The organism is Trueperaceae bacterium (assembly GCA_036381035.1).
In the GTDB taxonomy this organism is placed as follows: Bacteria; Deinococcota; Deinococci; order Deinococcales; family Trueperaceae; genus DASRWD01.
The window spans coordinates 42,205-56,506 of record DASVDQ010000050.1 but is presented as its reverse complement, the minus strand read 5'-3'; the positions used below and the strand labels follow the sequence as shown (position 1 = coordinate 56,506).

At 72.3% G+C, this 14,302-nt stretch carries 16 protein-coding genes; 8 read left to right on the top strand and 8 right to left on the bottom strand.

Annotated features, from left to right (window positions below; genetic code table 11):
- The 8 genes from VF202_07060 to VF202_07025 all read right to left on the bottom strand — a co-directional run.
- Positions 1–797, bottom strand: a 797-nt coding sequence (locus tag VF202_07060) for an ABC transporter permease (GenBank protein ID HEX7039849.1), incomplete at its 3' end; no start/stop codon positions are given.
- Between the two features lie 65 nt (positions 798–862).
- Positions 863–1,972 carry an ABC transporter ATP-binding protein gene (locus VF202_07055; GenBank protein ID HEX7039848.1) on the bottom strand — a complete coding sequence of 370 codons (1,110 nt, stop codon included), beginning with the start codon at positions 1,970–1,972 and terminating at the stop codon, positions 863–865.
- Positions 1,973–1,988: 16 nt separating this feature from the next.
- On the bottom strand, positions 1,989–3,062 hold the full coding sequence (locus tag VF202_07050; protein ID HEX7039847.1) for a spermidine/putrescine ABC transporter substrate-binding protein: 1,074 nt from the start codon (positions 3,060–3,062) through the stop codon (positions 1,989–1,991).
- Between the two features lie 130 nt (positions 3,063–3,192).
- On the bottom strand, positions 3,193–4,062 hold the full coding sequence (locus tag VF202_07045; protein HEX7039846.1) for an SDR family NAD(P)-dependent oxidoreductase: 870 nt from the start codon (positions 4,060–4,062) through the stop codon (positions 3,193–3,195).
- Positions 4,063–4,105: 43 nt separating this feature from the next.
- Complete coding sequence (gene mutM / locus VF202_07040; GenBank protein HEX7039845.1) at positions 4,106–4,924, bottom strand: bifunctional DNA-formamidopyrimidine glycosylase/DNA-(apurinic or apyrimidinic site) lyase; 819 nt, start codon at positions 4,922–4,924, stop codon at positions 4,106–4,108.
- A gap of 10 nt (positions 4,925–4,934) precedes the next feature.
- Positions 4,935–5,636, bottom strand: coding sequence for a 1-(5-phosphoribosyl)-5-[(5-phosphoribosylamino)methylideneamino] imidazole-4-carboxamide isomerase (locus VF202_07035; protein HEX7039844.1), 702 nt, complete (start codon positions 5,634–5,636; stop codon positions 4,935–4,937).
- Positions 5,637–5,647: 11 nt separating this feature from the next.
- Entirely contained in the window at positions 5,648–6,352 is a 705-nt protein-coding gene (locus VF202_07030; GenBank protein HEX7039843.1) for a polysaccharide deacetylase family protein, read from the bottom strand.
- Positions 6,353–6,396: 44 nt separating this feature from the next.
- Positions 6,397–7,260 carry a glycosyltransferase family A protein gene (locus tag VF202_07025; protein HEX7039842.1) on the bottom strand — a complete coding sequence of 288 codons (864 nt, stop codon included), beginning with the start codon at positions 7,258–7,260 and terminating at the stop codon, positions 6,397–6,399.
- A gap of 161 nt (positions 7,261–7,421) precedes the next feature.
- Between VF202_07025 and VF202_07020 the strand changes: the two genes are divergently transcribed.
- The 8 genes from VF202_07020 (at position 7,422) to VF202_06985 (ending at position 14,235) form a co-directional block, all read left to right on the top strand.
- Positions 7,422–8,015 carry a DUF177 domain-containing protein gene (locus VF202_07020; protein HEX7039841.1) on the top strand — a complete coding sequence of 198 codons (594 nt, stop codon included), beginning with the start codon at positions 7,422–7,424 and terminating at the stop codon, positions 8,013–8,015.
- A gap of 48 nt (positions 8,016–8,063) precedes the next feature.
- Entirely contained in the window at positions 8,064–8,249 is a 186-nt protein-coding gene (gene rpmF / locus VF202_07015) for a 50S ribosomal protein L32 (GenBank protein HEX7039840.1), read from the top strand.
- Between the two features lie 4 nt (positions 8,250–8,253).
- A complete protein-coding gene (locus tag VF202_07010; protein ID HEX7039839.1) occupies positions 8,254–9,267 on the top strand; it encodes a beta-ketoacyl-ACP synthase III in 1,014 nt (337 codons plus the stop codon).
- Positions 9,264–10,202 (top strand): ACP S-malonyltransferase, encoded by a 939-nt coding sequence (fabD, locus tag VF202_07005; GenBank protein HEX7039838.1) that lies wholly within the window; start codon positions 9,264–9,266, stop codon positions 10,200–10,202. The genes VF202_07010 and fabD overlap by 4 nt, the downstream gene beginning before the upstream one ends.
- Positions 10,192–10,938: a 3-oxoacyl-[acyl-carrier-protein] reductase gene (gene fabG, locus VF202_07000; protein ID HEX7039837.1), complete on the top strand. Its 747-nt coding sequence runs from the start codon at positions 10,192–10,194 to the stop codon at positions 10,936–10,938. The genes fabD and fabG overlap by 11 nt, the downstream gene beginning before the upstream one ends.
- Positions 10,939–11,084: 146 nt before the next feature.
- A complete protein-coding gene (acpP, locus tag VF202_06995) occupies positions 11,085–11,324 on the top strand; it encodes an acyl carrier protein (GenBank protein ID HEX7039836.1) in 240 nt (79 codons plus the stop codon).
- A gap of 56 nt (positions 11,325–11,380) precedes the next feature.
- A complete protein-coding gene (gene fabF / locus VF202_06990) occupies positions 11,381–12,610 on the top strand; it encodes a beta-ketoacyl-ACP synthase II (protein HEX7039835.1) in 1,230 nt (409 codons plus the stop codon).
- The gene (locus tag VF202_06985; protein HEX7039834.1) at positions 12,607–14,235 is read left to right on the top strand and encodes a DUF5060 domain-containing protein; all 1,629 of its coding nucleotides are present in this window, start codon (positions 12,607–12,609) and stop codon (positions 14,233–14,235) included. Before fabF ends, VF202_06985 begins: the two co-directional genes overlap by 4 nt.
- Positions 14,236–14,302 lie beyond the last annotated feature (67 nt).

Below are 14,302 nucleotides of genomic sequence, written 5' to 3'. Positions count from 1 at the left end.
ACCACGACCACGGCGATCATCACGAATAGAATCGTGGCGGCAGTCGAAGCCTCGTCCCAGGCGAGACGATTGACCGCCAGATTGTAGACCTCCGGCGCCAGGAGACGCGTACGCGACCCGCCCAACATCGCCGACGTCGCGTAGGTGCTCGCGCTCATCGTGAAAACCAGCACGAAGCCGGCAAGTATGCCCGGCAGGCTGAGCGGCAGAATGATCTTCCAGAAGATGACCAGCTTGCTGGCGCCCAGATTGGCTGCCGCATAGAGCAGGTTGTCGTCGATCTTCAGGACCGAAGTCATCAGCGACAGGATCATGTAGCCGAAAAGCACGTGGACCAGGCCGATGACCACGCCGCTCTCATTGTAGATGAGTTGAACTGGCGGCAGACCGAGCTGGCCGAGAAACGTGTTGAGGACGCCTTTCGAGCCCAGCAGGTAAACCCATGCCAGCGTGCGCACCACAACGCTGGTGAGCAGCGGCGACAGCACCAGAAACGCCAAAAGGCCACGCGTGCGTGGCGGCAGCTGCCGCATGTAGAGCGCCACCGGAAATGCCAGCACGAGCGAAATGAACGTCGTGATGAAGCTGATCTTGCAAGTCACCCAGAGCTGCTTCAGCGTATACGGGTCGGTGAAGAAGACCACGTAGTTGTGCAGGGTGAAACGATAGCCGTCAGGGGTTTCGATGAACAGGCTCAGCACCATCAGGCGAAGCACCGGCAGCATGAAGAGCACCGCGAGCAAGATGAGCGCTGGCAGGCTCAACAGCCAAGGCGTGATTGCGCGTTTGTCGTTCAAGCCCCATCCTCCCTTGGCGGTCGTCGCTCAATGGTAAGCGCCTGCGTCCGCAAACTGCCGGCTGGTCACTGTTCCTCCGGCAGCGGCACGATCTCGTCGGCGTTCCAGCCGAGAAAGACTTCCGCTCCCTTTCCGAGCGCATGAACCGTCGGATTGACCGGCAGTTCCGCCTGTATGGTCTGTCCTCCGGCATCGACCGTGATCTGCATGCGGGCGCCGAGAAACATGATCTGCGAGATCGTTCCCTTCAGCGCGGTGTCTGTGTGCAACGGCGTTGTCGACACGTGAACCGACTGTGCTGGAACCGCAAAGCGCCCTGAACTTGGCGTAGCCTCGCCTTCGCCGATGCGGACCGCATCGGCGGCGTCTCCGAACGGACGGTTGCGTTCGAAGATGTTCGAATAGCCGATAAAATTCGCCACGAAAGTGGTCTTGGGGTGATGGTAGATATCGATCGGTGCACCGACCTGCTCGATCCTGCCGGCATTCATTACCGCAACCACGTCGGACAGAGAGAATGCCTCCTCCAGGTCGTGGGTTACGAAGATCGTGGTGATGTTGGCCAGGCGGTGGAGGTCCAGTATCTCCTTGCGCAGCTCCTTGCGCAGCTTTGCGTCGAGATTGCTCAGCGGTTCGTCCAGGAGGAGAACCTTGGGATTGAGCACAATCGCACGCGCCAGCGCCACACGCTGCTGCTGGCCGCCGGACAGCTCACGTGGATACCGTTCAGCCAGTTCGACCAGCCGCATAAGGCTCAGCGCGTCGGTAACCCGGCGCCTGATCTCGTCGCGTTCGACTTTGCGCATCCGCAGCCCGAACGCGACGTTGTCGAAAACGGTCATGTGGGGGAACAGCGCATAGTTCTGGAAGACCATCGCCGTCCCGCGCTGGTGGGTCGGTTTGGTGTCGATCCTGTCGCCGTCGAGCTCGATTCGACCCTCGTCCGGACGGATGAACCCGGCAATCATGCGCAGCGTCGTCGTCTTGCCGCAGCCGGAGGGCCCCAGCAGGGCGAAGAACTCGCCCTCGCCGACGTCGAGGCTGACGCCGTCGACGGCGCGGACGCGCTGGCCGGACCTGCGCTCCCCGAACTCCTTGACCAGCCCCTGGAGCCGCACGGCCGGCGCCCCCGTGGTGGCGGGAGCCGCCGGCCGCGTGGTGGCGCTCTCGGTCAAGGCCCTGCCCGGCCCCCTACTGGCCGACGAGGATGCGGATCTCGTCCCAGGCCTCGTTCAGCAGCGCCTCGCGCTCCTCGTCCTGCACGGCGAAGAAGAGCCGCTCCTGGGTCTCGGCGCTGGGGTAGATGCCCGGGTCGGCGACGAGCTCCTCGTCGATGAGCCCCTGGTCGAGGGCGGCCCGGTTCGGCGTGCCGTAGGCGGTGTAGTTCGAGATGTCGGCCCCGACCTGGGGGTCGAGGACGTAGTCGATGAACACCTCGGCGAGGGCCTTGTTCGGGGCGCCGCGCGGGATCGCCAGGTTGTCGACCCAGAAGTTCGTCCCCTCCGCGGGGATCACGTAGCCGTAGGTGTCGCACTCGCACTCGTCCATGACCTGGAAGACGTCGCCCGAGTACTCGACGACCATGTCGACCTCGCCGCGCGCCAGCATCTCCTGGCCGTCGTCGGCGGCTATGTAGACGACGTTGTCGCCGTTGTCGATGAGGAACCGCTTGGCCTCCTCGATCTCCTCGGGGTCGGAGCTGTTGGGGTCGTGCCCGGTCATGATCAGCGCCACGCCGAGCATCTGCGTGGTGTCGGCGAGCCAGGCCACGGGGCCGTCGTGGGAGAACATGTCCTCCCAGCTCGTGACCTCGCCCACGCGCTCGGCGTTGTAGCCGATGCCCGTCGTGCCCCACTGGTACGGGACCGTGTAGCGGTTGCCCGGGTCGAAGGGCAGGTCGAGGAACTTGGGGTCGACGTTCGCGAGGTTCGGGATGGCGTCGTGGTCGAGCTCCTCGAGCAGGCCCTCGGAGATCATCAGCGTGGCCACGACGTCGGACGGCACGACGACGTCGAAGCCGGGGTTGCCCTGGCGCAGGCGCACGAGCATGTCGTCGTCGGTGGGGTAGGTGTCGTAGATCACGGTCACGCCGCAGAGCTCCTCGAAGTTCGAGATCGTGTCCTCGGCGATGTACGTGCTCCAGTTGTAGACGGAGAGGGTCTGGCCCTCGAAGCCCTCCGGGCAGGTCCAGCCCGTCTGGGCGTACGCCGCGCCCAGGAGTGCGGCGGCCAGCGCGGTCAGCAGCAACGTCACGGTTCTCCGCATCGCTCCACCTCTTCGGCAAGTCACTCCGTGCGCGAGCGTGCTGTCTCGCCCACGTCGAACGCGTCCTGGAACGATATCACCCGCGCCGCGCGCGCCGCCGTCCGGGGGCGCCGCGGCCTTCATCCCCCCTTCAGCGCCGCGTGGCCCTGATGAGCCTGTCGAACATCGGGTCGGTGAGCACGCGCCTGAGGGCGTTGACGATGTGCGCGTCGAGGCCGACGAAGTAGCGCGTGCGCGGCCGGCGGTCCGTGAGGGCGCGGTAGACCGCGCGGGCGACCGCCGCGGCCGGCGTGCCGTTGACCTCGGCCTGCTTGGCCCCCTCCCTCACCTCGTCGATCATGCCCTCGTAGTACCGCAGGGCCTCGGGAGGCATGCGCTCGAGCCGCTCGAGGGCGTCGCCCACCGACTTCGACCAGATGGGCGTCGCGATGCGGCCGGGCTCGACCACCGAGACCGGTATGCCCCAGTCGGCGAGCTCGCGGCGGAGCGCGTCGGAGATGGCCTCGAGCGCGAACTTCGAGGCGGCGTAGGCGCCCAGCACGCGCGAGGAGACGAGGCCGGAGATCGAGCCGATCATGACCAGGCGTCCGCGCGACGCCCTCACCTGGGGCATCAGGGCCTGGATCGTGGCCACGGCGCCGACCACGTTGACCTCGAACTGGCGCCTGAGGTCCTCGAGGGGAACGAACTCCATGGGGGCGGCCACGGCGATGCCGGCGTTGCTCACGACCCCGGCGAGCGGCGTGCCGTGCTCCCCCACGGTCTCGGCGACGGCGCAGACCTGCTCCTCGACCGTGACGTCGAGGGTCACCGGCCTGACGAGCGCGCCGTCCGCGCCCGCCGCCGACGTGAGCGCCGCCTCGTCCTCCGGCCTGCGCACGCCGGCGAACACGAGGAAGCCTCGCTGGGCCAGGTGAAGGGCGATCGCCTTGCCGATGCCGCTCGATGCGCCGGTCACGACGACCGCGCGCTCGCCTCGGCGCCCCTCGCTCGACCGCACCCTTGAATCCTACAGAATCCTTGAACCGGCCGCCCGACGGGTCTCAGGCGGCGCGCGCGCCGCGGCGGCGGGCCCTCCGCGGGGCCGGCTGGCAGACGGGGCAGTGGACGGTCCCGCGTCCGCCGACGACGCTCCTGACCATCACGGCGCCGCAGCGCGGGCAGGGCTCGCCGGCCTTGCCGTACACCGCGAGCCGCTCGTAGAACGACCCGGCCTCGCCGCCCACGCGGCGGTAGTCGCGCAGGGTCGTGCCGTTCGCGGCGATGCTCTCCGCCAGCACGGCGCGCAGCGCGGCGAGCAGGTCCGCCGCCTGGTCGAGGCTCACCGCGTCCGCCGGCGTGAGCGGGTTGATCCGGGCGCGCCACAACGCCTCGTCGGCGTAGATGTTCCCCACGCCGGCCACGGGCCGCTGGCTCAGCAGGTAGGCCTTCACGGCCGTGGCGGAGCGCCGCAGGTTCGCGGCGAAGCCCTCGGCCGTCAGGGACGGGTCGAAGGGCTCGGGGCCGAGGTCGCGCAGCGTGGGCAGGGCGGCGTAGTCGCCGGCGGGCACGACTAGGAAGCGGCCGAAGCGGCGCGGGTCCCTGAAGTAGATCGTCGGCGGGCCGTCGCCCAGCAGGTGCAGCCGCACGCGCACGTGGTCGGCCGGCTCCTCGGGCCCCAGTGAGCCCGTCATGCCCAGGTGCATCACCAGCTCGTCGTTCCCCGAGAGCGGCGCGATGAGGAACTTGCCCCTTCGCCCCACCGCCAGCACGCGCTGACCGGACGCCCGCTCGAGCCCGGCGTACTTCGGCCCCGGCGGCGCCAGCAGCTCGGCCGCCGCGACCTCGCGCCCGATGAGCCAGGGCTCGAGCTCACGCCGCACGGTCTCCACCTCAGGCAGTTCTGGGATAGCTGACCTTCCCCTCGTAGAGGGCGCGACCCACGATCGCGCCGTCAAGGCCCAGGCGCTCGTAGAGGTCGAGGTCGGCGTCGGAGGCCACGCCGCCGCCGGCGTGCAGGGTCCCGCCGAAGGCCTCCCGCACCGCCGCCACGGGCGCGGGGTCGACGCCCCGCAGCGTGCCGTCGCGCGTCGTGTCGGTGAAGATCAGCCGCCTCACGCCCCTGGCCTCCATGTCGCGGGCCAGCGCGGCGGCGCTCACGCCGCCGCCGGTGGTCCAGCCGCGCACGACGACCTCGCCGCCGGCGGCGTCCACCGACACGATCACCCTCTCGGGGCCGAACCGCGCCAGCAGCGACTCCACGAGCTCGGGCTGCGTCACCGCGGCCGTGCCGACGACGACGGCGGACGCGAAGTCGAGCCGCCGCGCGGCGTCCTCCAGGCTCCTCACGCCGCCGGCGACCTGCACGCTCGAGGGCACGCCGCGGCACAGCCTCTCGATCGCGGACAGGTTCTCGCCGTCGCCGAGCGCGGCGTCGAGGTCCACCACGTGGAGGCGCGCGGCCCCGAGCGCGGCGAAGCGCGCGCCGGCCTCGAGCGGGTGAGCGTGGTAGACGGTCTCCCGCTCCGGGTCGCCCTCGTAGAGGCGCACGGCCCGGCCGCGCCTGACGTCGACGCAGGGCACGACCTCGAACATCGGCAAGGAGCCTACCCCGCGGCGCGCGCCTGGGCGGCCACGAAGGCGTCGTCGCCGCGACGCTCTATCAGCTCCCTCACTGGGCGCCCCAGCGCGAACAGCTCCGGCACCGTCACGAACCTGAGCTCGCCCTCCCGCTCGGCCAGCGCGCGGTCGAGGGCCGCGAGCAGCGCGGACCTGTCGCGCTCGTCGGCGGGCCCGTTGGTGTGGAGCGCCTCGTGCAGCAGCACGATCGCCCCCGGACGCAGCGCCGCCCGGAGGCGGCGGGCCAGCTCGTCCTCGCCCAGCGGCAGCCAGTCCTCGACGTGGGCGGTCCAGGCCACGCAGGTGAGGCCCGCTCGCCAGACGGCGCGGGCGACGTCGAGGTCGTAGTGCCCGTAAGGAGGACGGAAGAGCGGGGCGGCCAGGCCCCCCACCGCGGCGTGGCCCGCGGCGACCTCGCGCGCCGCCGCGGCGGGCGGCAGGCGCACGAGCGAGGGGTGAGAGTAGGTGTGCGAGCCGACGGCGTCGCCGGCGCCCACGACCGCCGCCGCGAGGTCGGGGTGCCGCTCCGCCGCCTCCCCGACGAAGAAGTGCGTGGCCCTCGCCCCGTGGCGCGCCAGCACCTCGAGGAGGGCGGGCGTCCAGCGCGGGTGCGGCCCGTCGTCGAAGGTGAGGGCGACGCAGGGCTCGTCGGTGGCGACGCCGACCACGGCGCCGAACAGGGGCGTCAACACCGCCGCGCGCGCCCGCCTCGCCGCCCGCGCGACCGGCGAGCGCCTCACACGCCCCACACCCCGTAGCGCAGGGAGCCCGCCAGGCGGCCGAGCCGGTGGCCGAGCGTCCGCAGGTACCGCGGCCTGGTCTCGCGGGAGAAGAGCTCGGGCAGCATGCGCACGAGGCCCCACAGGCGCGCCAGCGACTCGCTCGGGCGGATGCGCCGCATGCCGCGCGGCAGGTACTCCTTGTAGAGCCTGACGTTGTGGAAGCCGAAGCCGTAGGCCTGCTTGAAGCTGGCCAGGCCGGAGGAGCGGAAGCGGACGTGGACGACGGCGTCCGGCGCGAACCCCAGGTCGTGGCCGGCGAGCTGCAGCCGCCAGGTGAGGTCGGTGTCCTCGAGTAGGGCCCAGCTCTCGTCGAAGCCCCCAACGGCCTCGAACGCGGCGCGGCGCACCCCCAGGCCGCAGCCGCCGGCGTGGTCGAGGAACGGCGGCCGCTTGAAGCGCTGCGGACCGTTCACCTGCGCCGGCGCGCGCCCGGCCAGCACCTCGGGGGAGTTGAGGCGCTCGAACTCCCAGCGCGAGGCGACGACGGCGTGGCGGTCCAGGGCGTCCGCCATCGCCGCCACCCAGCCGGGGGCGGCGACGTCGTCGGCGTCGAGGAAGGCGAGCTTGTCGCCGGAGGCGGCGGACGCCCCCACGTTGCGGGCGTGCGCGGCCCCCTGCGCGCCGGCCGGCACGCGGCGCAGGCCGGGCAGCCTGCCCTCGAACCTCGCGACCACCTCCGCGACCCTGGCGTCCCCCGGGTCCGAGTCGTCGGCGACGACCACCTCCCAGGGCTCCTCGGAGGACTGTCCGGCCAGTGCCTCGAGCTGCTCGGCCAGCAGCTCCGGACCGCCCCTCACGGGGATGACGACGGTGAGCACCCTGCTGCCCTCTCCTTCCGGAGCGGCGCCCGCGGCCGCCGCGGCTCGCTCGACGCGATAGTACGCGCCCCCCGGGAGCGCGGCGGGGCGAGGCGCACGACCAGCCCGCACGGCATCGCGTCTTGTTGACTTGTATCCGACCCGACCTATACTCTAGCGAGATGCAGTCTCGCAGGGATGCGACACTAAACCTAGCCTCCCTGCTTCACCACGCTCCCGGAAGCGAACTAGAGGTAGAAGCCGAGGGCCTGCTCGAGCCCGCGCAGGAGCTGCTCGAGGCCGACGGCCTCAGGCTGGCCGGGCCCATCGCCTGGCAGGTGCGGGTGGTGAACACGGGCGGCGACGACGACTTCGTCGCCGACGGCGATGTCAGCGCGACGGCGGTGCTCGAGTGCCGGCGCTGCCTCACCGACGTGGCCGTGGAGGTCGAGGCGGAGTTCGTCTTCCCCATGTCCTACCGCCCCTCCGACCGGCCGCTGCGGCTCGAGGAGCTCGAGGAGGAAGAGGAGGAGCTGCTCGTCTTCGGGCGGCCCGAGGTCGACTTCGCCCCCCTGCTGACCGAGCTCATCGCGATCGAGGTCCCCCTCACGGCGCTGTGCCGCGAGGACTGCCGCGGCCTCAACCTCGACGGCGTGAACCTCAACGAGCATCCCGAGCTGGCCGACGACAGGCCGCCGGACGTGGAGGGCCTAAACGGCGCCGTGCGGATCAAGGGCCTGGCCGAGGCGCTGCGCGACCTCGAGCGAGAGTCGTAAGCTAACCGATGGGCCTCTCACGGGCCCCGCTTAGGAGAGTCAACAGAGATGGCGAAGCACCCAGTACCCAAGAAGCGCACGTCGCGCGCCAGCCGCGACGCCCGCCGCAGCCACCACGCGCTGAAGGAGCCGACGCTCGTCGCCTGCCCCCAGTGCAAGGAGCTGCGGCCGCCGCACGTCGTCTGCCCCGAGTGCGGCTACTACGACGGCCGTCAGGTCTTCGCGGAGGCCTAGCGTCATAGCCGTCCCAGGCGCCAACGGGCGCGAGGGTACGAGGGCCGGCATCACGCTCCTCGGCGCCTACGCCCCGCCGCACGTCCTCTCGAACCACGACCTCGAGCGGATGATGGACACGTCCGACGAGTGGATCACCTCGCGGACGGGCATCAAGCGCCGGCACGTGGCCGGCGAGGAGGAGTACACCAGCGACCTGGCCTTCAGGGCGGTCGAGGACCTGCTCGCCCGCCACGGCGACGACGCCCTCGCCGGCGTCGACATGGTCATCGTCGCCACGAACACGCCCGACGCGCTGTTCCCCGCCACGGCCGCGCTGGTCCAGGACCGCTTCAAGCTGGCGGCCGGCGCGTTCGACCTGCTGGCGGCCTGCCCCGGCTGGCTCTACGGCCTGGGCGTGGCCCGCGGCCTCGTCGAGTCCGGCCAGTGCCGGCGCGTGCTCACGATAGGCAGCGAGGCGCTGACGAAGATCGTCGACTGGAACGACCGCTCCACGGCCGTGCTCTTCGGCGACGGGGCGGGCGCCGCCGTCGTCGAGGCCGTGCCGGACGAGTACGGCATCAGGTCGATGGTCATGGGCGCGGACGGCTCGGGCAGCGTGCACCTGCACAAGCGGTCCGTCGGGCGCTGCCTGCCCGGCGGCGAGCCGCTGTCAGAGCACGTCTACATGAACGGCCGCGAGGTCTTCAAGTTCGCGGTCAGGGTCATGACGACGTCGACCTTCGAGGCGATCGAGAAGGCCGGACTGCAGCCCGCCGACATCAGCCTCTTCGTCCCGCACCAGGCGAACCTGCGCATCATCGACGCCGCGCGCGAGCGCCTCGGCCTCGATCGCGAGCGCGTGATCGTCACCGTCGACGAGTACGGCAACAACTCCACGGCCAGCATCCCGCTCGCCCTGCTCCACGCCCACGACGAGGGCCGCGTGGCGGCGGGGGACCACCTGCTACTCGTGTCGTTCGGCGCCGGCCTGACCTGGGCCTCCTCGGTCGTCACCTGGGCGCCCGCGGCGGCGTGAGCCCCGTCGTCGCGCTCTTCCCCGGCCAGGGGTCGCAGCGCGTCGGCATGGGTCGCGAGCTCTACGAGACGTCGCCGGCGGCGCGGGAGGTCCTCGACGCCGCCGACGCCGCGCTACCCGGCCTGCTCGACCTGATGTGGGAGGGGCCGGAGGACGACCTCAGGCTCACGGCCAACCAGCAGCCGGCCCTCGTGGCCGCCGGCGCGGCAGCCTACGCCGCCTACCTGGAGGCGGGCGGCGAGCGACCCGCCTACGCGGCCGGCCACAGCCTGGGCGAGTACACGGCGCTGGTGGCGGCGGGCAGCCTCGACCTCGCCGACGCCGTGAGGCTCGTGCGCGCCCGCGGGACCTACATGCAGGAGGCGGTGCCGCCGGGCGAGGGCGCCATGGCGGCCGTCCTCAAGGTCGAGGCCGGCGTCGTCGAGGAGGCGCTGCGCGAGGCGAGCGCCGCCGGGGTCGTGGAGGTCGCGAACTACAACTCTCCGGGCCAGACGGTGATCTCGGGCGAGGCCGCCGCCGTCGACGCCGCCGCGGCGCTCCTCAAGGGCAAGGGCGCCCGCGCCGTGCCCCTGCCGGTCTCGGCGCCGTTCCACTGCAGCCTGATGGCGCCGGCCGCCGAGCGGCTGGCGGCCGACCTGGCCGCGGTGGCGTTCCGCGAACCGGCCTTCCCGGTCGTCTGCAACGTCACGGCGCGGCCCCTCCCCTCGGCCGCCGAGGCGCCGCGTATGCTCACCGACCAGGTGACGCGCAGCGTGAGGTGGGTCGAGACGCTCAGGTGGCTTTCCGCCACGGCCGGCGAGGGCGCGAGGTTCGTGGAGTTCGGCTCCGGCGAGGTGCTCGCGGGCCTGGTGCGGCGCACGCTGCCCGGCGCCTGGGCCGCGTCGGTGACGGACCCCGCGGGCCTCGAGGAGGTGGTGGGCGCGCATGCAGGGTGACGGTCGCGTCGTTCTCGTCACGGGCTCGAGCCGCGGCATCGGCCGCGAGACCGCCGCCTACCTGGGCGAGCGCGGCTACCGCGTGGCCGTGCACTACGCCAGCTCGGCGGGGCCGGCCGAGGAGCTCGTCGCCCGGCTCCAGGCCGCGGGCGGCGAGGCCGCCGCCTTCGGGGCCGACGTCGCCGACCCCGATGCCTGCGCCGCGCTGGTGAGGGAGGTGTCCGAGCGCTTCGGCGGCCTCGACGTCCTCGTGAACAACGCCGGCATCACGCGCGACGGGCTGGCGCTGCGCATGAAGGACGACGACTGGCGCAGCGTCATCGACACCGACCTCTCGGCGGCCTTCTACCTCTCGCGCGCCGCGCTCAGGCACCTGCTGAGGAGCGAGGCGGGGCGCATCGTGAACGTCAGCTCGGTCGTCGCGCTGCGCGGCAACGTCGGACAGGCGAACTACGTCGCGGCGAAGGCGGGCCTCATCGGCCTGACTAAGGCGCTGGCCCGGGAGTACGGCGGACGCGGCGTGACCGTGAACGCCGTCGCGCCGGGCTTCATCGAGTCGGACATGACGGACGCGCTGCCCGAGGAGCTGAGGCAGCGCTACCTGCAGGAGATCCCCGCGGGGCGCTTCGGCTCGCCTCGCGACGTGGCGCACGCCGTGGCGTACCTCGTCAGCCGGGAGGCTGGCTACGTCAACGGCCAGACCCTGGCTGTTGACGGTGGCATGGTCATGCCGTAATGATTCGGGGGCCTTGAAAGGCCCCACGCGCATGCGGGCCGCCGCCCACCAGGTCGTCCGTGTGGCGGCGCCATGGGGAGAGTCCGTCAGGACCTGGCAGGCCTCCCGACGTGCGCCACTAGGATGGGCTCAGGAGGAAGGGCACAGTGGACGAGCAAGAGATCCTCGAGAAGATCCGAGACATCATCGCCGACAAGCTTGACGCCGACGCCAGCGAGGTCACGACGGAGTCCCGCTTCCAGGAGGACCTCGGCGCCGACTCGCTCGACGTCGTCGAGCTGATCATGGGCCTGGAGGACGAGTTCGGCGTGGAGATCTCGGACGAGGAAGCCGAGGGCATCCGCACCGTCGGAGACGCCGTCAAGTTCATCGCCGAGAAGCAGTAAGGTAGACGGCCCGGGTACAGCCCGGAGGGGTCCGGTCTAGTACCCTTACACCCGACATGAGACGTGTCGTCGTCACCGGGGTCGGCCCCGTAACACCGATAGGGGTCGGCGCCGCCGAGTTCCTCGCCGGCCAGCACGAGGCCAGGAACGGCATCCGCCGCATCACGCGCTTCGACGCCTCCGACCTGAGCGTCCAGATCGCCGGGGAGGTGGACGTCGACGTGTCGGCCTACATCGAGCGGCGCGAGGCCAGGAAGCTCGACCGCTTCGTGCAGCTCGCGCTCATCGGCGCCGCGCTGGCCCTCGAGGACGCCGGCCTCAGCGAGGACGACGTCGCGGGCGAGCACGCGGGCACCTGCATCGGGTCCGGCATCGGCGGGCTCGAGACCTGGGAGGCGCAGTCGGCGGTCGTGCACGAGCGCGGCGTCATGCGCATGAGCCCGTTCTTCATCCCCATGCTGATCGCGAACATGGCCAGCGGTCACGTGGCCATGCGCTACGGGCTGACCGGGCCCAGCTCCACGGTCGTCACGGCCTGCGCCACCGGCTCCGGCAACATCGGCGACGCGTACCGGATGATCCAGCGCGGCGACGCCGACATCGTGTTCGCCGGCGGCACCGAGGCCTGCGTCACGCCCATGGGCATCGGCGGCTTCGCGGTCATGAAGGCGCTCTCGACGCGCAACGACTCCCCCGAGACGGCGAGCCGGCCCTTCACCGCCTCGCGCGACGGCTTCGTCGCGGGCGAGGGGGCCGGCATCCTGATCCTCGAGGAGTACGAGCGGGCCGTGAGCCGCGGCGCGCGCATCTACGCCGAGATCGTCGGCTACGCCACCAGCGCCGACGCCCACCACATCACGGCGCCCGCCCCCGGCGGCACCGGCGCCGCCAGGGCCGTGCGCTGGGCGCTGCGCGACGCCGGCATCGGCCCGGAGGACGTGGGCTACATCAACGCGCACGGCACGAGCACCCCGGCCAACGACCTGGCCGAGACCCAGGCGTTCAAGGCCGTGTGGGAGGGCCATGGGCCGGTGCCGCCGGTGAGCAGCACGAAGTCGATGACGGGCCACATGCTCGGCGCCGCCGGCGGCGTCGAGGCCATCGCCACGGTGCAGGCGATCTACTGCGGGGTCCTGCCGCCGACCCGCAACTACATCGACCCCGACCCCGAGCTCGACCTCGACTACGTGCCGAACGTGGCCCGCCGGCAGCAGGTGGACGTCGCGATCTCGACGAACTTCGCCTTCGGCGGGCAGAACGCCTGCCTGGTGTTCAGGCGCGTGTGAGCCGCGGGCCGGGGCGGCGCGCCTCGCTCGTCGAGTACGCGTACGCCGCGGCCCTGGCCGTCCTGGCGGCGGCCGGCGCGCTGGCGCCGGCGCCCACGCCGCCGGAGGCCGCCCCCTGGAGGGGACCGTTCCCCGTCGTCAGGCTCGGCGAGGGCGCGCCGCCCGCGCCTCCCACCGTGCGCGTGAACGAGACCCTCGACCTCGAGGTCGCGGTGCCAGCGCCGCGCGGTGACCCGTACGACGCCGTGGCCGAGGCGACGTTCACGAACGACGCCACGGGGGACGCCTACCGGGTCCAGGCGTTCTACGCGGGCGGCGAGTCCGGCAGGGCCCTCTACCGCTTCCGCTTCACCCCGACCAGCGCCGGCGAGTGGCGCTTCGACACGGCCTCCGAGGTGCCCGGCTTGGACGGACGCTCCGGCGCGGTCACGGCCGCGCCCGCCGCGCTGGCCGGGCCGCTCGTCGCGGGCGGCGGGCGCTTCCTGCTCACCACCGCCGCGGGTGACCTGGCGCCGACGACCTACAACGTCCTCTCGGGACCGGGAGGGCCGCTCGAGGACCTCGGCGACCTGCCGCGCGACGAGGACCGCCTCGCCGCCGTCCTCGAGGAGCGCGTGGCCGCCGCCGCGCGCCTGGGCTTCGACGCCGTCCACGTCGTCGTGGCCCACGAGTGGTTCTCGCTGGGCACGCGGCGCTCGGACCTGCTCGGCTCGGTGCAGCCAGACCCGCGCACCTTCCGCGTCCTCGAGACGCTGGCCGCCGTCGCGCACCGTCACGGGCTCTTCCTGCACCTCTGGCAGTGGGGAGACGAGACGCGCCGGCTCTCGCCGCTCGGGATCCCCGCCGACCCCACGGTCCCAGGGGACCCCGGCGGCCAGGGCGGGGCGGCCTTCGACAGGCTGCAGCGCTACATCGCGGCCAGGCTGGGCCCGCTGCCGAACTGGACGATGTCGTACGGGGTCGACCTCGACGAGTGGTCCGACGAGGACGCCGTGCGCGCCTGGGCCGCGCGCTTGGGTGAGCTCCTGCCTCTTCCCCACCTCCTGGCGGCGGTCGAGGAGGGCAGCGGTCCGCGCGCCTTCGACCTCGGCGACGACAAGCTCGCCCTGGTGTCGCGCGACCTCGAAGGGGACGCCCTGGTCACCGACACGTTCGGCACCGCCCTGGCGGAGCTGGCGCGAGCCCGCGGCAGGCCGCTGCTCCTCGAGGCCGACCTGCTCGTCTCCTCCGACGGTCCGTGGGACGAGGACGGCCTGCGCCGCGGGCTGTGGCGGCTCGCGCTGGCCGGCGGGGTGGGCGCCGTCTGGGGGCTGAACGACGAGCCCGTCCCCGACCCCGAGCAGCTGAGGACGTTCGCCAGGTTCTGGGAGGGCCGCCTGCCCGCGGCGAGCGCGTCGTCGCGCCTGCCGGGCGGCGGGCTCGCCCTCGTGGCCGAGGACGGGCGCAGCGGCGTCGTCTACGTGGAGGACGCGGGCGCGGTGCCCCTGGACGCGCTGCCGGCAGGCGCCGGCGCCTTCGCCGTCGACGCGGCGGCGCCCTACGACGAGCTCCCCGTCGACACGTCGGCCGGCGCCTGGACGGCGCCCCGCCGCTCCGACTGGGCGGTGGCCTTCACGGCGCCGTGAGGGTACCGCGGCGCGTCCTCTGAGGGCCGCCGTGGGCCATGGGCGGCGGCGCGGGCGTCCCCGGCGA